Source organism: Streptococcus sp. 29887 (assembly GCF_032595075.1).
Classification (GTDB): domain Bacteria; phylum Bacillota; class Bacilli; order Lactobacillales; family Streptococcaceae; genus Streptococcus; species Streptococcus iners.
Map to the genome: position 1 here is coordinate 860,264 of NZ_CP118735.1, position 23,941 is coordinate 884,204.

General features: G+C 40.7%; 26 protein-coding genes and 1 other annotated feature. Of the genes, 22 read left to right on the plus strand and 4 right to left on the minus strand.

Features of this window, described 5'->3' with window-relative positions:
* Positions 1–14 precede the first annotated feature (14 nt).
* From PW252_RS04410 to PW252_RS04430, 5 genes are all read left to right on the plus strand, one after another.
* Complete coding sequence (locus PW252_RS04410; RefSeq protein ID WP_248049568.1) at positions 15–1,295, plus strand: lipopolysaccharide biosynthesis protein; 1,281 nt, start codon at positions 15–17, stop codon at positions 1,293–1,295.
* 59 nt (positions 1,296–1,354) lie between these two features.
* A complete protein-coding gene (locus PW252_RS04415) occupies positions 1,355–2,134 on the plus strand; it encodes a glycosyltransferase family A protein (RefSeq protein ID WP_248049570.1) in 780 nt (259 codons plus the stop codon).
* 8 nt (positions 2,135–2,142) lie between these two features.
* Complete coding sequence (locus PW252_RS04420) at positions 2,143–2,841, plus strand: glycosyltransferase family 2 protein (RefSeq protein WP_248049571.1); 699 nt, start codon at positions 2,143–2,145, stop codon at positions 2,839–2,841.
* Positions 2,841–3,170, plus strand: a complete 330-nt coding sequence (locus PW252_RS04425) for a DUF2304 domain-containing protein (RefSeq protein WP_248049572.1) — start codon at positions 2,841–2,843, stop codon at positions 3,168–3,170. Before PW252_RS04420 ends, PW252_RS04425 begins: the two co-directional genes overlap by 1 nt.
* A gap of 166 nt (positions 3,171–3,336) precedes the next feature.
* Positions 3,337–3,825: an EbsA family protein gene (locus PW252_RS04430; RefSeq protein WP_172091680.1), complete on the plus strand. Its 489-nt coding sequence runs from the start codon at positions 3,337–3,339 to the stop codon at positions 3,823–3,825.
* On the opposite strand, the gene PW252_RS04435 is transcribed toward PW252_RS04430, so the two are convergent.
* Entirely contained in the window at positions 3,814–4,008 is a 195-nt protein-coding gene (locus tag PW252_RS04435; RefSeq protein WP_105118088.1) for a ferredoxin, read from the minus strand. The genes PW252_RS04430 and PW252_RS04435 overlap by 12 nt on opposite strands.
* A gap of 50 nt (positions 4,009–4,058) precedes the next feature.
* Here PW252_RS04435 and PW252_RS04440 point away from each other — a divergent pair, with 50 nt between their 5' ends.
* The 6 genes from PW252_RS04440 (at position 4,059) to PW252_RS04465 (ending at position 8,021) form a co-directional block, all read left to right on the plus strand.
* Positions 4,059–4,562 carry an SAG1386/EF1546 family surface-associated protein gene (locus PW252_RS04440; RefSeq protein ID WP_105125293.1) on the plus strand — a complete coding sequence of 168 codons (504 nt, stop codon included), beginning with the start codon at positions 4,059–4,061 and terminating at the stop codon, positions 4,560–4,562.
* A gap of 8 nt (positions 4,563–4,570) precedes the next feature.
* The gene (cmk, locus tag PW252_RS04445; RefSeq protein WP_248049573.1) at positions 4,571–5,248 is read left to right on the plus strand and encodes a (d)CMP kinase; all 678 of its coding nucleotides are present in this window, start codon (positions 4,571–4,573) and stop codon (positions 5,246–5,248) included.
* A 26-nt stretch (positions 5,249–5,274) separates the two neighbouring features.
* Positions 5,275–5,403: a sequence feature (ribosomal protein L20 leader region), on the plus strand.
* A 40-nt stretch (positions 5,404–5,443) separates the two neighbouring features.
* On the plus strand, positions 5,444–5,950 hold the full coding sequence (gene infC / locus PW252_RS04450; RefSeq protein ID WP_105118085.1) for a translation initiation factor IF-3: 507 nt from the start codon (positions 5,444–5,446) through the stop codon (positions 5,948–5,950).
* A gap of 27 nt (positions 5,951–5,977) precedes the next feature.
* A complete protein-coding gene (rpmI, locus tag PW252_RS04455) occupies positions 5,978–6,178 on the plus strand; it encodes a 50S ribosomal protein L35 (RefSeq protein WP_024375714.1) in 201 nt (66 codons plus the stop codon).
* A gap of 53 nt (positions 6,179–6,231) precedes the next feature.
* Positions 6,232–6,591 carry a 50S ribosomal protein L20 gene (gene rplT, locus PW252_RS04460; RefSeq protein ID WP_012028296.1) on the plus strand — a complete coding sequence of 120 codons (360 nt, stop codon included), beginning with the start codon at positions 6,232–6,234 and terminating at the stop codon, positions 6,589–6,591.
* 173 nt (positions 6,592–6,764) lie between these two features.
* Positions 6,765–8,021: an ISL3 family transposase gene (locus PW252_RS04465; protein ID WP_316716633.1), complete on the plus strand. Its 1,257-nt coding sequence runs from the start codon at positions 6,765–6,767 to the stop codon at positions 8,019–8,021.
* A gap of 213 nt (positions 8,022–8,234) precedes the next feature.
* Here PW252_RS04465 and PW252_RS04470 read toward each other — a convergent pair whose 3' ends face one another.
* Positions 8,235–10,433 (minus strand): LTA synthase family protein, encoded by a 2,199-nt coding sequence (locus tag PW252_RS04470; RefSeq protein WP_248051584.1) that lies wholly within the window; start codon positions 10,431–10,433, stop codon positions 8,235–8,237.
* Positions 10,434–10,547: 114 nt separating this feature from the next.
* Here PW252_RS04470 and PW252_RS04475 point away from each other — a divergent pair, with 114 nt between their 5' ends.
* The 11 genes from PW252_RS04475 (at position 10,548) to PW252_RS04525 (ending at position 21,803) form a co-directional block, all read left to right on the plus strand.
* Positions 10,548–11,711 carry a class I SAM-dependent rRNA methyltransferase gene (locus PW252_RS04475; protein WP_248051585.1) on the plus strand — a complete coding sequence of 388 codons (1,164 nt, stop codon included), beginning with the start codon at positions 10,548–10,550 and terminating at the stop codon, positions 11,709–11,711.
* Entirely contained in the window at positions 11,708–12,382 is a 675-nt protein-coding gene (gene aroD / locus PW252_RS04480) for a type I 3-dehydroquinate dehydratase (protein WP_105114247.1), read from the plus strand. Before PW252_RS04475 ends, aroD begins: the two co-directional genes overlap by 4 nt.
* Before the next feature lie 2 nt (positions 12,383–12,384).
* A complete protein-coding gene (gene aroC, locus PW252_RS04485) occupies positions 12,385–13,551 on the plus strand; it encodes a chorismate synthase (RefSeq protein WP_248051586.1) in 1,167 nt (388 codons plus the stop codon).
* Positions 13,552–13,558: 7 nt separating this feature from the next.
* Positions 13,559–14,662 (plus strand): prephenate dehydrogenase, encoded by a 1,104-nt coding sequence (locus PW252_RS04490; protein ID WP_248051587.1) that lies wholly within the window; start codon positions 13,559–13,561, stop codon positions 14,660–14,662.
* A gap of 12 nt (positions 14,663–14,674) precedes the next feature.
* Positions 14,675–15,013 (plus strand): YlbF/YmcA family competence regulator, encoded by a 339-nt coding sequence (locus PW252_RS04495; RefSeq protein WP_248051588.1) that lies wholly within the window; start codon positions 14,675–14,677, stop codon positions 15,011–15,013.
* Between the two features lie 139 nt (positions 15,014–15,152).
* A complete protein-coding gene (nagA, locus tag PW252_RS04500) occupies positions 15,153–16,301 on the plus strand; it encodes an N-acetylglucosamine-6-phosphate deacetylase (RefSeq protein ID WP_248051589.1) in 1,149 nt (382 codons plus the stop codon).
* 74 nt (positions 16,302–16,375) lie between these two features.
* Positions 16,376–17,377 (plus strand): tagatose-bisphosphate aldolase, encoded by a 1,002-nt coding sequence (gene lacD / locus PW252_RS04505; RefSeq protein ID WP_248051590.1) that lies wholly within the window; start codon positions 16,376–16,378, stop codon positions 17,375–17,377.
* A gap of 717 nt (positions 17,378–18,094) precedes the next feature.
* On the plus strand, positions 18,095–19,054 hold the full coding sequence (locus tag PW252_RS04510; protein ID WP_248051591.1) for an ABC transporter substrate-binding protein: 960 nt from the start codon (positions 18,095–18,097) through the stop codon (positions 19,052–19,054).
* Between the two features lie 21 nt (positions 19,055–19,075).
* Positions 19,076–20,050 carry an ABC transporter substrate-binding protein gene (locus PW252_RS04515; protein ID WP_248051593.1) on the plus strand — a complete coding sequence of 325 codons (975 nt, stop codon included), beginning with the start codon at positions 19,076–19,078 and terminating at the stop codon, positions 20,048–20,050.
* 49 nt (positions 20,051–20,099) lie between these two features.
* On the plus strand, positions 20,100–20,993 hold the full coding sequence (locus tag PW252_RS04520) for an ABC transporter permease (RefSeq protein WP_105108719.1): 894 nt from the start codon (positions 20,100–20,102) through the stop codon (positions 20,991–20,993).
* 9 nt (positions 20,994–21,002) lie between these two features.
* On the plus strand, positions 21,003–21,803 hold the full coding sequence (locus PW252_RS04525; protein ID WP_248051595.1) for an ABC transporter ATP-binding protein: 801 nt from the start codon (positions 21,003–21,005) through the stop codon (positions 21,801–21,803).
* A 147-nt stretch (positions 21,804–21,950) separates the two neighbouring features.
* Here the strand turns inward: PW252_RS04525 and aroB are convergent, their stop codons facing one another.
* Positions 21,951–23,018, minus strand: a complete 1,068-nt coding sequence (gene aroB / locus PW252_RS04530; protein ID WP_248051597.1) for a 3-dehydroquinate synthase — start codon at positions 23,016–23,018, stop codon at positions 21,951–21,953.
* Positions 23,019–23,030: 12 nt separating this feature from the next.
* The gene (locus PW252_RS04535; protein ID WP_248051599.1) at positions 23,031–23,900 is read right to left on the minus strand and encodes a shikimate dehydrogenase; all 870 of its coding nucleotides are present in this window, start codon (positions 23,898–23,900) and stop codon (positions 23,031–23,033) included.
* Positions 23,901–23,941 lie beyond the last annotated feature (41 nt).

The following is a 23,941-nucleotide window of genomic DNA, read 5'->3' on the forward strand; positions in this document are numbered from 1 at the left end:
GAGAAGGAGATAACTTGAGAGGAGAAACTAAACCAATAGTAGATATTAAGTATCAATATTTTTGGAATATGCTTGGGACAATTAGTTCGACAGCTGTTTCTATAGTTCTACTTTTAATTGTATCAAGATTAACATCTCCGAGTATTGCAGATTCTTTTAGTATTGCTTTTACGCTGGGACAACAGTTTTTAGTGATAGGCTTATTTGGAGTTAGAAACTTTCAAGCTACAGATGTTAATGAGAGCTATTCATTTAGTGCCTACTTTCTTTCTAGAGTAATGAGCATATTACTAATGTTAGTTAGTTTAATGCTTTATTTGAATGTGACAGGCTTTACTAATGAAAAATATTGGATAATCGTTTTCATGGTTCTTTATCGAGCGTGTGATGCCATTTCAGATGTCTATCAAGGAGAGTTTCAACAAAAACAGCGTTCGGATTTAGCAGGGAAAGTTTTATTCTACCGTAGCTTGTCTACTATTGTTGTGTTTATTCTAGTTTTGTTAGTTACTGGTAATCTTTTAGTAGCTACGATTTCACTTTTTCTTACCAACTTAATATTGTCCTATTTCTTAGATATTAGATATTATCAATTAAACTTCTCCAGAAGTAGTTTCGAAATTAACTCTAGTTGGCAAGGCAGTTGGAATATCCTTAAATTATGTTTGGCTCTATTTATTAGTAGCTTTATCATCAATTACATTTTTAATTTACCAAAAATTATTATTGATAGTTTTATAACTGTAGGATATCTTGGAGAAGGTTTGCAACGAGATTTCAATATATTATTTATGCCAACATTTGTCCTTAATCTTTTACTAATGCTTTTAAGACCAATGTTAACAGAAATATCAATCTTTTTGCATAACGGTCAAATTAGTGCCTATAACAGACAGGTTAAAAAGATTTTTGGTGCTTTAATAGGTTTACATCTATTAGTTTTAGTTGGAGGCTATTTACTAGGAATTCCAATATTAAGTCTTATTTTTGGAGTAAACTTGTCACCATATCTATTATCATTTATTATTTTACTTGTTGGTGCTGGATTTAATGTCTATTCGGTAATGATTGATAATGTACTAACAATTCATCGCAAGCAATATTATCTACTATTCTCGACTATACTGGCGTTCATATTTTCTAGTGCAATAACTAAAGTGCTTATTCGTAAGTTTGCTATTTTAGGTGCATCTATTAGTTTTACTTTGACAATGTTGGTTTATTTCATGTCAAGTTTGCTGGTTTATCATATTGTTAATAGGAAGATAGCGAAAATGGAAATAAACAAAAAGTAAAACGTGGATACTGAGTTTTATTGAAACTTAAATTTATAATGTAGTATGGAGAGAAATTTATGGAAAATAATCACACTTTTGTGATTTGTGCTTATGGTGATAGTCCATATTTAGAAGAGTGTATTCTTTCTTTGAGAAATCAAACAGTACAATCAACTATTATTCTTTATACCTCGACACCTAGTGAGCACATTGAACACTTGTGTCAGGAATATTCAATTCCTTATCATGTGAAGCAAGGTGGTGGGATTGGTATTGATTGGAATAATGCTCTATCATTTGCCAATACTCGCTTTGTTACGATTGCACATCAGGATGACTTGTATAAAGAAAATTATGCTGAGAAAATTTTGTCTGAGTTCCGTCGGGATTTAAAGCATACAATTGTGTATTCTGACTATGTTGAGTATCGTGATGGTCGAGAAATAGAAGCGAATACAAATTTAAAGATTAAAACTTTAATGTTGAATGTGCTGTCCTGGTTTCCAAATTGGATGTTTTGGAGAAATAGGATTCTAGCTTTTGGCAATGCTATTTGTTGCCCAGCCGTGACCTATGATATGGATAAACTAAATGGTTTTCAGTTCGAAACTAAAATGAGAACAAATTTAGATTGGTATGCATGGTACGATATTAGTTCGCATTATCGCGGAAGTTTTGGTTATGTTTCTGATAAACTGATGTGCCACCGTATTCATCAGGATTCTGAAACATCAAATACAATTAGAGATAATGTCAGGACAAAAGAAGATATGGAAATGTATAGACTATTTTGGCCGGAATTCATGGTTAAAATTCTGATTTATTTCTATGAAAAAAGTCAAGAGTCTAATGGATAGGGGAGAATATGTTTAATAAGAAATCAGATACACTGATTATTATTCCAGCTTACAATGAAGAAGGTTCAATAGAAGCGGTTGTGCGAAATCTAGAAAAGAACTTTCAGGAATTTGATTACGTTGTTGTGAACGATGGTTCTAAAGATACGACTTCTGAAATTTGCCACCGAAATGGATTTAATATTATTGATTTGCCGGTGAATCTAGGTTTAACAGGTGCCGTTCAGACTGGTTTTAAATATGCCTACAAGATGGGGTATAGACAGGCAGTTCAGTTTGATGGCGATGGTCAACACCTTCCAGAATATATTGGGGACTTAGTAGCCGAAATTCAAAAAGGTCAAGATTGTGTCATTGGTTCGCGGTTCGTGTCTGAACCTAAAAATAATTCTTTACGTATGTTAGGTAATCGTCTTATCAGCTGGTCAATAAAATTAACAACAGGTCAAACGATTACTGATCCAACATCTGGAATGCGAATGTTTAATCAAGAGTTGATTAAGGACTTTGCATTAAATGTTAACTATACTCCGGAACCTGATACCATTTCTTTTCTGATTCGCCAAGGCTATAAGATAAAAGAAGTCCAAGTAAAAATGCTTGAAAGACAGGCGGGTCAATCCTATTTAACTTTATCTCGTTCAATTAAGTATATGATTCATATGTTCACATCAATTTTGTTGATACAAAATTTTAGGAGGAAATAATGGCTCTTCAATTTCAATTATTACTTATTGTGACAGCCGTTTTGACTTCGGCAGTTATTCTATTGAATATTCGAAAATCCAATATTCAAATAGAAGATAGTATCTTTTGGTTCTTTTTTTCAGGTATTCTAGTTATTTTTGCACTTGTACCCCAAGCCATTGGTCAATTATCAGATTGGATTGGGATCGAATCCCCTGCTAATTTCGTGTTTTTAGCTATTATTTTTTTACTAATAGTTAATCAGTACCGTATGACATTAAAGCAAGCCAAATTGGAACTCAAACTGAAAGATCTTATTCAATATATAGCTATTGAAACTAAGAAGTAAGCTGGTTATTAGTTAAAGTACGACTTTTGTTTTGTTTCAAAATCATTTCAATTGTTTTACACTTCGACAAAGTTTGTCATGTAAATGTAATAAAAAATTTCAAAAACAAGAGATTTTCATAGGAAAATCTCTTGTTTTGTGCTAGAATAGTAAATGGAGGTCCGATATGATCAAAATTTTTGGTAAAATCCGTTACCATTGGCAACCAGAACTTTCCTGGGGCATTATTTACTGGTCACTTACCTTCATTCCACTTTTCATGAGCATGACCCTGTTGCTGGAAAAACTACGCGTGTCAGGAATATTTCTTTTACTAATATTTCTATTTTTACTCTTAGTAATCTTAGGATTACACAGGTATTTTGAAATAAAAGAAAGCCAATTGCGCATTGTATCGGCTAATTTATTTGCCATACAAGATATAGAAATTGCTCAGATAACCAAAGTGGAAGTTTCCTATATTGCTGTCCGCATCTTTTCCAACGAATTTCCTGAAGGAAAGGTCTATCATATGCGGAAATGGCCTAAAAAGTTTTTTGTTAATCATTTAGCCCTGCATCCTGCATTTTCAGGGGAAGTGGTGTTGTCTGACCATTTGTTGAAGCAAGATTACTTCGAAATTTATTATGCAAAAAAAGCCAAATCAATCAATTGAAATGGCTTTGGTAGGGCAGGATTTGATGGCTTCGAGTATGTCGGGAGTTAGGTCGCTATCTCTTTCTAGGTTCTTTCTATCTGAAAAAATCACAATACCGTCGTCATCATAATCAAACACAGGTGAATAGGTTTGGCATAGCCCACAGGCAATGCACCGTTCAGGAATAAGTTTTATTTTCATACTATTATTTTAATCATATTTTTAGAAAAAAACAAGGAGTTGTCCCGAGAATGTCACAAGAGCCATGGAATGAAGAAGTGTATCAAACAGCTGCAGCAAGTCGTAAAGACCGCTTGAGTAAAGGATTGGCAAGTACGAAAGTATTTACCGTACTGGCTATTATTTTCTTTATCATTGTCATCATTATAGGGGCAATTGCCTTCTATCTATCTGTTGGTGGCAGTAAGACGGATTCGACGAAAGAGTTTTACAATCCAAGCAATGCTGCGGTGGTAGCAGAAAGTTCAACTGTCCCTACGGAAACGACGACTGAAACAGAAGTCACAGAAACAGAGGAAACGGAAGTGATAGATACAGCTGAAACTACGGAAACTAGCTCAAGCTTGACAGAAGCTGCAGATGGTTCTACCCTAACAGTTCAAGCTGGGGAGGGAGTTGGAGCATTGGCGGCACGTGGTGGTATTTCCATTGCTGAGTTAGAGCGTTTAAATCCTGAAAAAATGGCGACAGGTTCTTGGTTGGCTCACCCAGGTGATATTGTCCGCATTAGATAAGAGGTATTATGAAATCCATTCAAATTGCTATTGACGGTCCTGCATCGAGTGGCAAGTCAACCGTTGCCAAGATTATCGCTAAAGATTTTGGCTATACTTACTTAGATACAGGAGCCATGTACCGTTCTGCGACTTATTTGGCCTTGCAAAATGGTATTGATGTCACTGACCAAGATGGTATTGTGACCTTGCTTGCTCAACATCCTATTCGTTTTGGTAGGGATGCACAAGGGCAACAACAGGTATTTGTTGGTGAGCAAGATGTTACCTTACCCATTCGAGATAATCAAGTAACTAACAATGTGTCGGCAGTTGCGGCACTTCCCTTGGTGCGAGAAGAGTTGGTTCGCCTGCAGCAGGTGATTGCTCAAGCGGGCGGCATTGTTATGGACGGCCGTGACATTGGTACAGTCGTCTTGCCTCAAGCTGAACTTAAGATTTTCCTGATTGCCTCAGTAGAGGAGCGTGCCCTTCGTCGTTTTAAGGAAAATACGGAACGTGGCATCGAAACAGACTTGGAAATCTTGAAAGAGGAGATTGCAGCTCGTGACCTGAAAGACAGTACTCGGGAGGTTTCACCTTTGAAAGCTGCTGACGATGCCATCACATTTGATACAACAGGTGTATCCATCGAAGGTGTAGTGAAATTTATTTCAGAAAAAGCGAAAGAAATTCTTGACAAGTAGTTTTGGACGTGTTAGAATAGTCGTATTGAGAAAAGCAGAAGTGAGAGCTTCTCGCCTTGCGACTAACGTTGTCTGGCTCTACGGATTAAGATTTCTTCGGAAAGAATAATGGTGTAGTGCGGACTTGTTTAGCAAGTCCGTTTCGTTTTTCTCGAAAAATATAAAATGAGGTGAAAAGCCATAGCAAAGCAAGATTTGTTCATCAATGATGAAATTCGAGTGCGTGAAGTTCGTCTTATCGGTCTTGAGGGTGAACAGTTGGGAATCAAACCGCTCAATGAGGCTCAGGCCATTGCTGATAGCGCAAACGTGGATTTAGTCTTGATTCAACCGCAAGCTAAACCACCAGTAGCTAAAATTATGGACTACGGTAAGTTCAAATTTGAATATCAGAAAAAGCAGAAAGAACAACGCAAGAAACAAAGTGTTGTCACTGTAAAAGAAGTGCGTCTTAGCCCAGTTATTGATAAAGGGGACTTTGACACAAAACTTCGTCATGCCCGTAAATTCCTTGAAAAAGGAAACAAGGTTAAGGTTTCGATCCGTTTCAAGGGTCGTATGATTACCCACAAAGAAGTTGGAGCGAAAGTATTAGCTGAGTTCGCCGAAGCAACCCAAGATATTGCTATTATCGAACAACGTGCTAAGATGGACGGACGTCAAATGTTTATGCAATTGGCCCCAGCTTCAGATAAAAAATAAGCTTTTTACGCTAAAAGGAGAATTAAAATGCCAAAACAAAAAACTCACCGCGCATCAGCTAAACGTTTTAAACGTACAGGTTCTGGTGGATTGAAACGCTTCCGCGCTTATACTTCACACCGTTTCCACGGTAAAACTAAAAAACAACGTCGTCACCTTCGTAAAGCAGGTATGGTACATGCTGGTGACTTTAAGCGTATCAAGTCAATGCTTACACAAATGCGCTAATCTCGCATCAGTATTGCACAATTACTTTTTTGAATTATTTGGAGGAAAATTAAATGGCACGTGTTAAAGGTGGCGTTGTTTCTCGTAAACGCCGTAAACGTATTTTAAAATTAGCTAAAGGTTACTACGGAGCTAAACATCTCTTGTTCCGCACTGCGAAAGAACAAGTAATGAACTCTTACTACTATGCATACCGTGACCGCCGTCAGAAAAAACGTGATTTCCGTAAATTGTGGATCACTCGTATCAACGCGGCTGCTCGCATGAACGGTTTGTCATACTCACAATTGATGCACGGTTTGAAATTGGCTGAAATCGAAGTAAACCGTAAAATGCTTGCTGACTTGGCAGTGAACGATGCAGCAGCATTCACAGCTCTTGCTGACGCAGCAAAAGCAAAACTTGCTAAGTAAGACAACATATACAGAAGAAAATCTTGGAAGCTTTTCCAGGATTTTTTTTCGGCTCTATAATATCTGTAGTGGGTAAATCCTCTATGGATATTATGGAGTCTTTTTGATTGTAGAAAAAAAGTCCCATATGGCCTATAATGAAAAGCAACCAAACTCACATTAGAAAGACTCATATGGAACAACTAAATCTTATCACAAATCTTCTCAGAATTAAAGACAAAAATATCACTATCTCTAATGAATATGATATGGGAACTCACTTAGAACTTCATGGTCATTTGGATTATACAGCCCCTAAATGTCCCTCCTGCAAGGGACAAATGGCAAAATACGACTTCCAAAAACCCTCCAAAATTCCCTACCTAGAAACTGCTGGTTATCCCTTGCTTATCCGACTTAGAAAGCGTCGCTTCAAGTGTAAAGATTGCAGAAAAATAGCGGTCGCTGAAACTCCTCTTGTCAAGAAGAACCACCAAATCTCCGTCGCTGTTAACCAGAAGATTGCTCAATTACTCATCGAAAATCAAGCAATGACACATATTGCACACAGGCTATCTATCTCAACCTCATCAGTTATGAGAAAGCTTAATGAGTTCAAGTTTGAAACAGATTGGAATACCTTACCTGAGGTGATGAGCTGGGATGAGTATGCCTTCAAAAAGGGGAAAATGAGCTTTATCGCTCAAGATTTCAACTCCCTAAATGTCATAACTATTCTAGACGGAAGAACACAAGCAACCATCCGAAACCACTTTCTACGCTATCCTAGAAAGGTTAGAAATCAAGTCAAAGTCATTACCATGGATATGTTTAGTCCTTACTACAAATTGGCTAGACAGCTATTTCCAAACACCAAGATTGTTCTGGACCGCTTTCACATTGTGCAGCACCTTAGCCGTGCTATGAACCGCGTTCGTATTCTAATTATGAATCAATTCGACAGAAAATCGCAGGAATACCGGTCCTTGAAACGCTACTGGAAATTGATACAACAAGATAGCCGTAAACTCAGCGATAAACGATTTTATCGCCCTATGTTTCGCATGCACTTGACTAACAAGGAAATCCTAGAAAAACTACTGTCTTTTTCAGAGGAACTACGACAGCACTATGAACTCTATCAGCTTCTCTTGTTCCATTTCCAAGAGAAAAACTCAGATCATTTCTTTGACCTTATCGAACAGGAAATAGCCAATGTTAATCCTATTTTCCAGACGGTATTTAAGACATTTCTAAAGGATAAAGAAAAGGTTTTAAACGCCATGGAATTGCCTTATTCGAACGCCAAACTGGAAGCTACCAACAATCTCATCAAAGTCATTAAAAGAAATGCCTTTGGTTTCAGGAACTTTGAAAATTTTAAAAAACGTATTTTGATTGCTTTGAACATAAAGAAAGAGAGAACGAACTTCGTCCTCTCTAGGTGTTAGCTTTTCATCTACCCACTACAGTTGACAAAGAGCCTTTTTTTCTGTATATAGCCAATTCTAGTAGTATGTAGCTGAAAGTCAATCAAATAGCTAAGGTAGGTATATTAGGAATATTTTGACATTTGGAGAAAATGGAATAGTAGAATTTTTAAAAGCCATGGTATTCCCTTCTGTTTGGGATATTACCATGGCTTTTGTTGATAATTGCTCCTTCTATTCGTTTGAAGAACTGGATGCTGTACTGGTTTCTGCACTCGTTGCCGTATTATTTTGTGCATCAGAGCTTGTTGTACTGCTTGAAGAGCTACCATTTAATTCAAGATAAGTTGGTGCTTTGAAGAGATCGACAGTAGATTGGTTCCCCTTCTGGCTGTAGAGGCTGGTTGATTGGTCGCCAAGCTCTGTTTCGATGGCAATCTCAGCAGCCAAGGAATCAATATAGTTGTATTTGCTAGCATCTAGGGCTGGCAGACCATTGTCAAAGAAGCGGATGAGGTCGCCGGTTTGAATGGCATCACTCGCTGCTAATTGGGCAGTTGCGGCTTCCTTAATCACATCAATTTCTTTTTGGGTGGTTTCGTCAGGATTGGTAATTTCAATCCCTGTTTCGGTATAGTAAATCTTACCTGCATAACTGGTGTATTTTGGTGTGATAAAACTTCCTTCTGTTCGGAGAGCCACGATTTGCTTGTTTTGAGGTGACAGTAAATCCTGACCGACCTGTAAGAAATTATTTGCTTTTATGCCTAGCAGGTGTTCGAGTGTTGGGAGAGCATCGATTTCTCCGCCAAAGGTATTGAAAATGCCTCCCGTGGTCATACCTGGCACCACAATCATATAAGGGACGCGTTGTAGCATAGCATTGTCAAATTCTGTCCAGGTTTGAGGGTCCTTATTTAAAAGGGGGGCTAAGTCTGGATTGCGTGAATTAGATATTCCATAATGGTCGCCGTAGAGGACGATAACTGAATTTTCATATAGACCAGTCGCCTTCAAATAGTCAAAGAAGGATTTGATGGATGTATCCAAATAATTGGCAGTAGCAAAATAGCCGTTGATGGTTTCATCATCTGTATTGGCCAGTGGAAATCCTTTCTCATCGCCAATCAAGCTGGTGGTGTAAGGATAGTGGTTGGATACGGTGATGAATTTAGCATAAAATGGCTGTTGCATCCGTTCCAAATATTTGATGGAATCTGCAAACATGATTTTATCATTTAACCCATACTGGAAAGAGTTTTCTTCTGTCGCTTCAGAAAAATAGGATTGGTCAAAGAAATAGTAGTATCCCCATTGTTTGTAGGTGTTATTCCTATTCCAAAAACTAGCCGAATTACCGTGGAAGACAGCAGATGTGTAGCCACCGTTCTGAGATAGGATATAAGGTGCTGCTTGCTGGGTATTGCTTCCCCCATACTGAACCATGAATGAGCCTTGGTTTAATCCAAATAAGGAGGTTTCAATCATGGTTTCAGCATCGGATGTTTTACCTGCTTTAACTTGGTTAAAAAAATTGGAGAAAGCTAGAGTAGAGTTGGAATGATAGAGGGAATTGAGGAAGGGGGTTACTTCATACTCTGCTCCATTAACCTTTAGCTTGTAATCAATGACAAATTGTTGCAGGCTTTCTAGATGGAGATAGATGACGTTGCGTCCCTTGGCAATGCCGAAATAGTTATCATTGGGCTGGGCATAGTGTTCCTCAACATACTGTTTAATGGGTTCAAGGTCACTTGGATTGGCTCCTGAGCGATCCTTATGGGCTGTATAGGTCTGATGAGCATTATAACCTAAAAAGGCTGGCAAACCCAATGCTCTGACAATATAGGTATTTGAAAAACCTCGTGTCAATAATTCAGGTCGATCAACTTCAGCCAAAAATAGATTGATGGAGAAGAGCAGGGTTGAGAATGCTGTTACAGCAAAGCTGGCTTTGGACTGGAAAGCTTCTGGATTCCACTGTAGATTTTTCCGATAAAAAAGAATGCCGAAGGCGATAAAGTCCAGAAAATAAACCAGATCCCAGGGCCGAAACAGCTTGATTGCTGCTTCACCAAGACCCGCAGAAACACTCGAAGTTGCCATCATGGTTGAGATGGAAATGTAGTCTGAAAATTCTCGGTAGTAAACAGCATTTGAGAACAGCCAGGCGAAGAGTAGGATATAGAGGCCGCTGGCCAGTCCGTAAAATAGTTTAGTCTGTTTGGCGTATAGGGCCAGTCCTATTAAGAGTAGAGCGATTGGTAAGGGATTGAGAATGGCAATGAAATGCTGAAACAATCCCTGTAAATCTAAGCTAAAATCAACGTAGTAGGCCCAGAGGGTCTTGAACCAATACATCGCTAGAAGTAGGAGGACGAAGCCAAACCGAGTTTTGGAAAACTCTTTGACATAGTCAATTATTTTTTTCACAAATACACCTCAAAGTCCTTTCTAAATCTCAGTTCATTATACCATAATTTTAAAATAAGCCTCAAAGTTTGGAGTTTTTTTGGAATATATGCAAAATCGTGTTATAATAAATATATGAAAATAAAGGTAAATCGAAATGTAGAGCAGAAGATTAACAGGGGCATTCAACTCCTAGATAGTGCTGATTTTTCAGGTCTTTCTGTGACAGAAGATAGGCTTGTTGACCTGGTTTCTGAAGCTGGGAAGTATCTTGGCGCAGCTTATCTTTCTCCTCAAAATAAAGGGATTGGCTGGCTGTACAGTCGCTCCAAAGAAGAAGTGACAGAAAGCTTCTTTGTGAACCTGTTCAGGAAAGCACGACAGAAGCGACATTATTTTTACCAGTCTGACTTGACCACTGCCTTTCGTTTGTTCAATCAAGATGGGGATGATTTCGGTGGTTTGACGGTTGACTTGTATGATACATATGCAGTTTTTTCCTGGTATAATACCTTTATCTATTCGAAGAAGGATATGATTATTACTGCCTTCCAAGAGGTCTTTCCAGAGGTGAAGGGTGCCTATGAGAAAATCCGTTTTAAGGGCTTGGACTATGAGTCAGCCTTTCTATACGGACAAGAGGCGCCGGAAAATTTCACTGTTTTAGAGAATGGAGTTGCCTATCAAGTTTTCATGAATGACGGCTTGATGACGGGTATTTTTCTGGACCAACATGAAGTCCGAGGTTCCTTAGTAGATGGACTGGCGGCTGGTAAATCACTGCTCAATATGTTTTCCTACACAGCAGCCTTCTCCATTGCTGCCGCTATTGGTGGGGCAGTGGAAACAACTTCGGTTGACTTAGCCAAGCGATCGCGTGAACTTTCTAAAGCTCATTTTAAGGTTAATGGTGTAGAATTAGATCATCATCACTTTGTGGTCATGGATGTCTTTGAATATTTCAAGTATGCTAAGCGCAAGGGATTGACCTATGATGTCATTGTCTTGGACCCACCCAGCTTTGCCCGTAATAAAAAGCAGACATTTTCGGTAGCCAAGGATTACCACAAACTAATTTCTCAGTCCTTAGAGATTTTAAATCCAAATGGAGTAATCATTGCATCAACCAATGCAGCCAATGTTACGGTTGAGAAATTCCGTCAGCAGATTGAGAAAGGGTTTGGTTCTCAAAAACATGGCTATTTGGCAGCCTATCGCCTACCAGCCGATTTTACAATCAATAAAAATGATGAAAGTAGTAATTACCTCAAGGTCTTTACGATAAGGGTAGAAAAATGAGAATAGTAGTACCTATTATGCCTAGAAATTTGGAAGAAGTAGAGGCTCTTGATGTGGGGAGATTAGCTGAAGCAGATCTCATTGAGTGGAGAGCGGATTATCTTCCAAAAGAGGATATTCTAAGAGTAGCTCCTGCCATTTTTGAAAAATGCAATGGCAAGGAAGTGATTTTTACAGTTCGAACGACCCGTGAGGGTGGCTATTTGGATTTGGCAGATCAGGAATATGTGGACTTGATTAAGGAAGTGGCTGCCCTCTATCAGCCAGACTACATTGATTTTGAATATTATTCCTATCAGTCAGTTTTTGAACAGATGTTGGAGTTTCCAAATCTTGTTTTGAGTTATCATAATTTTGATGAAACACCTGCTAACTATTTGGAAATCATGTCTGAATTGACTAGCCTTTCGCCAGCAGTAGTTAAAATGGCAGTCTTGGCAAAGAGTGAGCAGGATGTCTTGGATGTTATGAACTATACTCGTGGCTTCAAGACCTTAAATGCTGAACAGACCTTTGCGACCATTGCCATGGGTGAGCTAGGAAAAATCACAAGGATTGCAGGGGTAATTACTGGTTCTTGTTGGACCTTTGCAAGTTTGGATGAAGTATCGGCTCCAGGACAGATGTCTTTGGCCAATACACGTAAGTTTTTGGAAATTTTGGAGAATTAAATATGCGTTATTTAACAGCTGGTGAGTCCCATGGACCACGCTTAACAGCCATCATCGAGGGAGTTCCAGCTGGTCTTCCTTTGACTGCAGAAGATATCAATGCGGATTTGAAACGTCGCCAAGGTGGTTACGGTCGTGGAAGCCGGATGCAAATCGAAACAGACCGTGTAGAAATTACGGCTGGTGTGCGCCATGGTAAGACCACGGGGGCCCCAATTACCCTCAATGTGACCAATAAGGACCATCAAAAGTGGCTAGATATTATGGCTGTAGAAGATATTGAGGACAAGCTCAAGAGCAAGCGTCGTATCAGACATCCTCGTCCAGGTCATGCGGACTTGGTTGGTGGTATGAAATACCGTTTTGATGATTTGCGAAATTCCTTGGAGCGTTCCAGTGCGCGTGAAACAACCATGCGTGTGGCAGTCGGTGCCGTCGCCAAACGAATTTTGGCGGAGCTGGATATTGAAATTGCTAACCACGTTGTCGTTTTCGGTGGTAAGGAAATTGATGTTCCAGATGGCTTAACTGTTGCAGAAATCAAAGAACGTGCAGCCAAGTCTGAAGTTTCCATCGTTAACCAAGAGCGTGAAGAGGAAATCAAGGCCTATATCGACCAAATTAAGCGTGATGGTGATACCATTGGTGGTGTCGTCGAAACCATTGTTGGTGGTGTTCCAGTTGGTTTAGGTTCCTATGTTCAATGGGATAAGAAATTGGATGCTAAGCTGGCTCAGGCAGTGGTTTCTATCAATGCATTTAAAGGAGCAGAATTCGGGGTTGGTTTCCAAGCAGGCTACCTAAAAGGCAGTCAGGTCATGGATGAAATTCTTTGGTCTGAGCAAGAGGGCTACACACGCAGAACCAACAATCTCGGTGGTTTTGAAGGTGGCATGACAAATGGACAGCCTTTGGTGATCCGTGGTGTTATGAAACCAATTCCAACCCTCTACAAGCCTTTGATGTCCGTTGATATTGACACGCATGAGCCTTATAAGGCGACTGTGGAGCGTTCTGACCCAACGGCTCTTCCAGCAGCTGGTGTGGTTATGGAATCTGTAGTTGCTACGACCATTGCAACAGAAATCTTAGAGAAATTCTCTTCTGATAACATGGAAGAATTAAAGGCTGCAGTAGCAAGTCACCGTGATTATGTTAGAAATTTCTAGGTCGACAATGAAAAAAACTATTTTGATAGTCGGTCTAGGACTGATCGGAAGTTCTCTAGCCCTCTGTATCCGCAAACAACACCCAGATTATCATATCTTAGGTTATGAACCCAATCAAGCATCAGCAAGTATAGCCACAGAAAGACAGATGGTTGATGAGCTATCGGATAATCTAGCTGAACTAGCTGGTCAAGCAGATGTGATACTGCTCTGTGTTCCCATTCAGGTTTCGCTTGACTTGATAGAAGACTTAAGTTACATGAAGCTGAAAGAGGGGGTCTTGATTACGGATGCGGGTTCGACCAAGTCGGCTATTGTAGATGCTGCTGAGAAATTTTTGCTTCCCAAACAAATCAATTTCCTTGGTGGACATCCCATGGCGGGTAGTCACAAGTCAGGGGCTGCCGCTGCAGATTTACACTTGTTTGAAAATGCCTATTTTATCATGACACCCTGTCAGGCTACAAAGGCAGATGCTGTACCTAGATTGACAGATTTACTGTCTGGAACAGGTGCCCGCTTTGTCCAGATTGATGCGGTAGAGCATGACAAGGTAACAAGCCAGATTTCCCATTTTCCACACGTCTTGGCCTCTAGTTTGATGAATCAGGCTGGGGATTATGCCCAGGAACATCCCTTCACCAATAATTTTGCGGCAGGTGGTTTTCGGGATATGACCCGGATTGCTGAGAGTGAGCCGGGGATGTGGACCAGCATTCTCATGACCAATCCAGAAGCGATTTTGGATAGGATTGAGGAGTTTCAAAAGAGATTAAGTCAAGTGTCAACGGTCTTGAGATCTGGAGATAAAGAAGCTATTTGGGAATTCTTTGAAAAAGGACGTCAGACTCGCAAGGCTATGGAAATTCATAAGCGGGCCGGTGTGGATTCCTTTTATGATTTATTTCTTAGCGTTCCCGATGAGGAAGATACGATTTTGAAGGTCTTGGAAGTCCTGCGTGGTATTTCCATTGTCAATATTCGTATTAACGAAGAAAACCGTGAAGATATTCACGGTATATTGCAAATTACGTTTAAAACAAGAGAGAATTTGGAGGAGGCTTCGCAGCGATTGCGAATCCAGACCAACTACCAAATTAACCATGATTAAAGGAGAAAGTTTATGTCAACAAATATCTATGATATTGCAAATGAATTGGAACGTGCTATCCGTAACCTGCCTGAATATAAGGCGGTAGAGGCAGTCAAAGTTTCCGTCGAAGGCAATCCTGAAGCCAAAGAAATTTTGGAGAGCTATATCACTTTCCAAAAAGGTATTCAGGAAAAATTACAAGCGGGTGATATTCCAACTGAGGAAGATCAAAAAACCATGTTGGATTTCAATAAGAAAGTTCAAGCTAATCCACTTCTTGTTGAATACTTTACAAAACAGCAGCAGTTGGCAGCTTATGTAGCTGATTTGGAACGTATTATTTTCAAACCCTTGAATGAATTGTTATAAAGAGTACAGCCGAAAGGCTGTATTTTTGTTTGAAAAATTGGACTTTACTTGACATTATGGAAAAATTGGTATATACTACAATTAGTATATGGTTATAACCAGTATATAGAAATATTATATTGAATTAAGGAGGTAGGACATGTCTAAGTATATATATGCTAAGTCTATTATTTTGAAGGATACTGAGGTAGAGAATGCCTATCTCGAACTAACAGATATAGGTACCTTTGGTAAAATTCTGACAGAAAAGCCTGAAGGGGATATTATCGACTATTCCGACTATCATCTGGCAGCAGGTTTGGTGGATACCCACATTCATGGCTATGCATCTCATGATGTCATGGACAATGATTTTGAAGGCATCAAGGTCATTTCAGAAGGCCTCTTATCTTGTGGGGTAACTTCTTGGTTGCCAACGACCTTAACAGATTCTACTGAAAATTTAGATGCAGTCTGTGAGACGATTGGAACCTATGCAGGGCAAGAAACAGGTGCTAAAATTCAAGGTATTTTCTTAGAAGGTCCCTTCTTTACAGAAAAATACAAGGGAGCTCAGAATCCCAAGTATATGAGCGATCCATCGATTGAGAAGTTGGATAAATGGCACCAGCTCTCCAAGGGTCTGGTCAATAAAATTGCCATTGCACCAGAAAGAGAAGGCGTGACAGAATTTATCGAATTTGCCAACAGCAAGGCCATTCATACAGCTCTTGCCCATAGTGATGCGACCTATGCGCAAGCCAAAGCAGCTGTTGATGCAGGAGCCAATATTTTTGTACATGTTTACAATGGTATGAGTGGGCTACATCATCGTGAGCCAGGAATGGTTGGCGCAGCACTGAACTTAAAAAATGTTTATGCAGAAATGATTTGTGACGGTCACCATGTTCATCCAGCGGCAGCAGAAATTGTTATCAAGGCGCGTGGCGCAGAAGAAACTGTATTGATTACGGACTGTATGCGAGCAGGAGGCATGGGTGAAGGAAATTCTCGATTAGGAGAATTTGAAGTCGTTGTAAAAGACGGCACAGCCCGCCTCAAGCACAATGGCAGCTTGGCAGGATCTATTCTCGAATTGATTCAAGCTGTTCAACATGTGGTTGAATGGGGCTTGGTTTCCCTGCCTGATGCCCTTCGAATGGCATCTTTGGCACCAGCTCGTTCTGTCAACATTGATCATATTTGTGGTCAGATTGCAGAAGGACGGGCAGCAGACTTTATCGTCGTAGATGATGCAGGACGATTGCAAGCAACCTACTTAGACGGTGTGAAACGATTTGAAAATTAGTTAAAGGCTTCTAAACTGCTAGTTGTATATCAACAGCAACTTAATTGGTAATACTATTTTCCAGGAGGAATCTAATGACAAAATTACAACTTTCTCAGGCTAAATTTGACCATATGACACGCTTGTCAAACAGCGACAAAGTCATTGCAGCCCTAGCTATTGACCAACGTGGTGCATTGAAACGCCTTTTGGCTGCGGCAGCAGGTGGTGGCGAATTTGGAGATGATATTTTGATTGATTTCAAAAAAGTCATCTCAAGCGATTTGACGCCTTATGCAAGCTCCATCCTTTTGGATGCGGAATACGGTGTTCCAGCTTCAGAATTGCGCCATGCAGACTGTGGCTTCATTGCAGCCTATGAAAAAACAGGTTACGATGCCTCAACTCCAGGTCGTTTGCCAGACCTTTTGCCAAACTGGTCAGCAAAACGCATCAAAGAATTGGGTGCAGATGCCGTCAAAATCTTGCTCTACTATGATGTAGATGACAAGCCAGAAATCAACGACATCAAGCATGCTTGGGTAGAACGCATTGGTAGCGAGTGTGTGGCAGAAGATATTCCTTACTTCGTGGAAATCTTGACCTACGATGCTAGCGACATGGATGTAACCTCTCGTGAGTATGCAGCCCTTAAACCACGTAAGGTTAATGGAGCTATGCGCGAATTCAGCAAGCCACGCTACAATGCAGATGTGCTTAAGGTAGAAGTACCGGTTAACATGAACTTTGTAGAAGGCTACACAGATGAAGAGCCAGTCTACACAGTTGAGGAAGCCAAAGCCTTCTTCAAGGAGCAAACAGACAGTACTCACTTGCCGTTTATCTATTTGAGTGCGGGCGTGTCTGCGAAACTCTTCCAAGAAACCCTTGTCTTTGCTAAAGAAGCAGGTTCAAGCTTTAACGGTGTTCTTTGTGGACGTGCAACTTGGAAGGATGCAGTAGCAATCTTTGCAAGCGAAGGGGAAGAAGCAGCTAAAGCTTGGTTGGCTGATCAAGGTCGTCGCAACGTCGAGGAGCTTAATGAAGTTCTGGCAACTACTGCTCATCCTTGGACAGAAAAAGTAGAAGTCAAATAAAAACTTTGGGAGCGGGAAAGAACTCGACTGGTCAAAAACATACTAAGATTAGTAGTGAGGAAATCTCCGACGGGAGAGAGTACTCACTACTTTTTCTTTATGATAAAGTAGAGGTGTCTTGTTAAGTCGACAACTCTTTTGACGCTAGACGTCGCATCAAAAAAAAGAGTTCGTCTTCCCGCCCCCGCACAGTTGATTAGGTCAGATTTGGAGTGTAAAACACGAACAAATCTGCCAATCAACCACTGCGTTGAGATGTTGACACGAACCCTGAGAAGCGAGGTTGTTTTTTTTGCCCAGCCTCTTTTTCCATGAAATTATTAAAAGATTTTCGGAAAAAAGTTGAAAAATCTGAAAATTTAAGCAATTTTTGTTGACAAATGCTTGAAAATGAATTAAGATAAGTAGGAATTAAAAATCAATAGAAAGGAAAACAGAGATGTTAGAAATGTGTCAAAACCATTCAGCTAATCATACTTATTTCTACGGCTATTTTAGATAGTGTTTGTAGACATGGTAAACATGGATGCAAACACGGGAACGTAAGGTTTGTATCTATGTGGCTGTAGCTGTTTTGACGTGTGCCTCATAGATGATACATCTAAATGGCACAGTACTTCATTCTGTTTTCACATACAGTTGAAATATGGGACCGTTTAGAGTGTAGTCTAAGCGGTCCTTTCGTATTCATTTTTTATTAAATAAAGGAGATAAATCATGGGATTTAAAAAAATTATCCTTAGTTCAGTAACACTCTTATCAGCAATTACCATGGCTGCTTGTAGCTCAAGTTCATCAGACAATAGTTCAGTAAATGTTGGTATCATTCAGTATGCCGAGCATGAGGCATTAACTGCAGCCCGTGAAGGTTTTGTGGAAGCCTTGGCAGAAGCAGGCTACAAAGAAGGTGAAAACTTAACAATTGATTTGCAAAATTCACAAGGTGATCAAGCCAATTTGCAGACAATGGTTCAAAAGTTAGCTGGTAACAATGACCTTAACTTTGCCATTGCAACACCAGCTGCCCAGGCCATGTTAAACGCAGATGCTGAAACTCCTGGCGTATTTACAGCTGTAACGGATCCAGTTGAAGCAGGCTTGGTGGAATCCTTGGAAGTCCCAGGAGGAAGCATGACAGGCTCAATTGATGCGACAGATGTAGAGGGGCAAATTGATATGTTAGTCAAAGTAGTTCCCTCTGCCAAAATAGTTGGTATTTTCTACAATTCTAGCGAGGTAAACTCTGAAGTTCAAGCAGAGCAGGCAAAAAAAGCGCTTGAAGCAAAAGGGATTAAGGTAGAAGTGACGACTGTTACTTCAACTAACGATGTTCAGCAAGCCATCACTTCATTGGCTGGCAAAGTGGATGCAATCTACCTTCCAACTGATAACACAGTAGCATCAACAGCTTCGACCATTGGCGATGTTTTGAAAGAGGCAAAAGTTCCAGCTATGGGATCTGACGCAGCGGTTATTGATGCAGCACTCTTTACCTACGGTGTTGACTACCATGCAATCGGTGTGCAGGCTGGAGAATTAGCTGCTAAAATTTTGGATGGTGAGAAGCCAGCAGACTTGGCTGTTGAAAAACCAAATACAGCAGCTATTACAGTCAATGAAGAAATGGCAACAGTAGTGGGAATTAATCCAGCAACCATTAAAGCATTGGAAGAATAAACAGTTAGGAGATTGGATTATATGTATAATAAACTAGTAAAAAAATTGGCAACTATTTCATTGGCAAGTGTAGCAGCTTTGACACTTGCAGCCTGCGCCTCAACATCTAAACAAGCCTCATCTGAAGCCGTTAAAGTTGGTGTCCTTCAGTATATGGAGCATGAGTCATTGACAGCAGCGCGTGAAGGTTTTGTGGCTGAACTGGAAGCAAATGGCTACAAGGAAGGTGAAAAATTGGTCTTGGATTATCAAAATGCCCAAGGTGACCAAGCCAACCTTCAGACTATTTCAGAACAATTGGTTGGGGAAAATGATTTAGTCCTAGCCATCGCAACGCCATCAGCTCAAAGTTTGGCGACTGTATCAACGGAAACACCAATTCTCTTTACAGCCGTTACAGATCCATTGTCAGCCGACTTGGTTGAAACAATCGAGAAACCAGGTGGCTTATTGACGGGTACATCTGACCAGGCACCAATTGATAAACAAGTTGAATTGCTAGGTCAAGCTGTTCCAGATGCCAAGACAGTTGGTATTTTGTACACTACTAGCGAACGGAACTCAGAAGTTCAGGTAGAACAAGCCAAGGCATTACTAGAAAAAGCTGGTTACAAGGTTGTTGTCAAAGGAATTACTTCAACCAATGAAGTTCAAGATGCAACAACCAGCTTGATGAAGGATGTGGATGCTGTCTTTGTTCCAACTGATAATACCGTTGCTTCCACCATGACCATGATTGGTGAATTGTCTGTGGAGCATAAAGTTCCTGTCATCGGTGGTTCAACAGATATGGTGGATGAAGGTGGTCTGTTGACCTACGGTACAAACTATGAGGCACTCGGTCGTCAAACTGCCAAAATGGCCATTAAGATCATCGAAGGTGCTAAGGTATCTGAAACAGCTGTAGAATATCCTGAAACAGTTAGCCTTCATGTCAATGAAGAAATGGCTAAGAAATTGGGTATCGATACGGCTAAACTATCTGTAACAGAATAAAAGTGGTAAAATAGAACCTAGTTTATTTTTATCAAATAAGGAGAAAATTGTGGATATTATTTTATCAAGCATTTCACAAGGCCTGCTCTGGTCGGTCATGGCGATTGGTGTTTACCTGACATTTCGTATTTTAGATATCGCAGATATGACAGCGGAGGGGTCTTATCCCCTCGGAGCTGCAGTCTGTGCAACTGGGATTGTTAATGGAGTAAATCCCTTGCTGGCGACTTTTATGGCAGTGCTAGCAGGTATGGTAGCTGGATTGATTTCAGGTTTGCTTCATACAAAACTGAAAATTCCAGCCCTTTTGACAGGTATTGTCACTTTGACAGGCCTTTACTCTATCAACTTGAAAATTTTGGGTAAGGCCAACGTGGCCCTACTAAAACAAGAAACCTTGGTAACGCAATTGCAGGAATTTGGTTTAACCAAAACAAATGCAGTCTTGGTTATCGGTCTTGTCTTTGTACTAGCAGTTGTAGGTCTGCTTACTCTCTTGTTGAATACGCAAATTGGTTTGGCTATTCGTTCAACAGGGGACAACATCCCAATGAGTGAGGCCAATGGTATCAACGTTGACAATATGAAAATCTATGGCTACATGATGTCAAACGGTTTGATTGCCCTCTGTGGCGCCTTGTTGACACAAAACAATGGCTATGCAGATTTGAACTCTGGTACAGGTACCATTGTTATCGGTCTGGCATCTGTCATTATTGCAGAAGTTATCTTGCGTAACTTACGCTTGGGTTGGAGATTGTTATCCGTTGTACTTGGTGCAGTTGTTTACCGTTTGATTATCCTTGCAATTTTGGAAATTCCAGGCATGGATGCAGACCTTGTAAAACTCTTCTCAGCCATTCTCTTGGCAACAGTCCTTTATGTGCCAGAATTGCAGAAGAAGCTCAACATTCGTCGACCAAAATTGAACGGAAATGCTTAGGAGGAAGTCATGAAAACTATTTTATCAATACAAAATATTCATAAGACCTTCGAAGCAGGGACAGTCAATGAAAACCATGTCCTTCGTGGGTTGAACTTAGATGTAAAAGAAGGGGATTTCATCTCCATTATCGGTGGTAATGGTGCAGGCAAATCGACTTTCATGAACTCACTTGCAGGTGCCTTGACGGTTGATTCGGGCGATATTTTGCTTGAAGGTAAATCCATTAAGCATGTATCAGCTGCCAAACGCTCTAAGGACATTAGTCGAGTATTCCAAGATCCGAAAATGGGAACAGCCTCTCGCTTGACCATTGAAGAAAACATGGCCATTGCCTACCGCCGTGGTTTATCTCGTGGACTTGGTTGGGGTGTGAAAGACAGCGAACGGGCTATTTTCAAAGAAGCATTAAAAGAGCTTGGCTTGGGCTTGGAAGACCGTATGAAAGTGGATACGCAGTTCTTATCAGGTGGTCAGCGTCAGGCTCTGACCTTGATGATGGCTTCGCTTGTGAAACCAAAGGTTCTACTTTTGGATGAACATACTGCTGCCCTGGATCCAAAAACCAGCGACATGGTTATGGAACTGACCAAGAAAATCGTGGAAAGTCACCAGTTGACAGCTCTTATGATTACGCACAACATGGAAAATGCCATCGAATATGGAAATCGTTTGGTCATGTTGCACCGTGGTCAGATTGTTGTCGATGTAGCAGGAGAAGAGAAAAAGAACCTGACTGTTCAAAACTTGATGGACCTCTTCTACAAAAACAGCGGTGAGAAACTAACTGACGATGAGATGATTTTATAGTCGTTCAGTTTATCTTTTATTACGTCGTTAACTCGTTTTGCCGTACTCCAGTACTGTCTTCAACTCGTTGCCTAGTACTAAAAGCAAACTGAAAGACTATACAAAAAATAAGACTACTGATTTCATGCAAGTCAGTAGTCTTTTTTCTTATAGTTGTAGAAATTCTAGCATTTCTTCCATCGGGATTTGATGGATGGCTGCCTGACCTAATTGTGGAACGATGACTAGTTTGATGGACTTGCCTCGCGCCTTCTTATCACGGGTTAAGGCTGCGAATAATTCATCGATATTCCATGGTTGGTGTGCAGTTGGTAGGCCGAATTTTTCGCACATGGCGATGATTTTTTCAGTCATACCTGGTGGCATGAGGTCTTTTCTTTCAGCAGCGCGTGAGATTTGCACCATACCGATGGCAACAGCTTCACCGTGCATGACCTGTCCATAACCTGCAGTCGCTTCAATAGCATGGCCAATGGTATGGCCGAAGTTGAGGTAGAGTCTGACACCGTTGTCCAATTCATCCTCGACAACGACCTTGCGTTTGACTTCGCAGGAATGGTAGATGATATAGTCAGCGTGTTCCAAAATGCTCTCGATAGATCCATCTAGTTGAGCTAAGGTTTCCCAAAGCTCCACATCATCTATTAAGCCATATTTGACAACCTCGCCCATTCCTTCAATCAATTCTCGTTTGCCAAGGGTTTTGAGGGTGTCAGGGTCAATTAAAACGCCGTCTGGCTGGCAGAAGGTACCTACCATGTTCTTTGCAAATGGGGTATTGACGCCAGTTTTTCCACCGATAGAGGAATCAACTTGTGCTGTCAAGCTGGTTGGAATTTGTAGGAAATGGATGCCACGCATATAGGTTGAGGCAACAAAGCCAGCCAAATCACCAACGACACCGCCACCGAGGGCGATAATGCCGTCACTTCGGGTCATGCCATGCTGTACGAGAAATTCGTAGGCCTGATTGACAGTGTCAAGATTTTTTGAAGCTTCACCTTCTGGAAAGTCAAAGACAATGGTTTCAAAGCCAGCAGTTTCCAGACTAGACTGTACTGTTTCAGCATAGAGTGAGCCGACGTGGTCATCTGTGATGATGGCGATTTTCTGAGGTTTCCAGAGCCCTTTGACCCAGGAACCTGCCTGTGCTAAACTTCCTCTTTCGATGAGGATATCGTAGGGATTATTAGGGAGATTGACGGTCAGTTTCATCGGGTTTCCTCTCTAGTTGATGTCGTATTTCTGGACTAATTGGTCCCAAATCAAGTCAGTCGGCATTTCCTTTCCAGTCCAAGATTGGAAGGCCTCGGCTGCTTGAAAGAGCAGCATGCCTAATCCGTTGATGGTTGGATTGCCTTGTGACTGGGCTAGTTTTAATAAGGGTGTTTCAAATGGTTGGTAAATAATGTCCGCAACCAAGAGTTGTTCTGGAAATTCTAGGTTAGCTGGGATCGGTAGAGAAACACCATCCATACCGACACTAGTGCCGTTGACAAGTAAGTCTGACTTGGCAATTTCTTCTTGCATCAACTGACTATCATCATTGGCTAGGACCTGCATGGGAACTCCAGTAGCTTCTACAATAGGTGCAATGCTTGTCTGGGTTCTTTCTAAACTTTGTTGGCGGCAGAAAATGGTGATTTCTTTGGCGCTATCCAGAGCAGCCTGGGCCATGATAGCAGTAGAAGCACCGCCACCTCCTAGGATGGCTAGTCGCTTATTCTTAACTTGAAAGCCTTTTAGTCTTTCCAAACTCTTGAAAAATCCAATTCCATCGGTGTTGTGTCCGATTAGTTTACCGTCTTTGTGAATAACGGTATTAACGGCTCCAATCAGGCGAGCTGATGGTGTTAGGTCATCAAGGTAGGGAATAACGGCTTGTTTGTAAGGCATGGACAGGTTGATACCAAACATGTCATAGCGTTTGATATTGTCAAGAGTGACTGCCAAGTCTTCCTCTGGGATTTCCCAAGCGACGTATACTCCATTTACACCTGTTTCCTTAAAAGCCAGATTATGTATGAAGGGGGAAATAGAGTGCTTGATAGGCTTGGCTACAACAGCTGCTAGACGAGTATATCCATCTATAGTCATAACTTTCCTCCAATTCTAATCTTTCAATGCTAAGGTTTAGT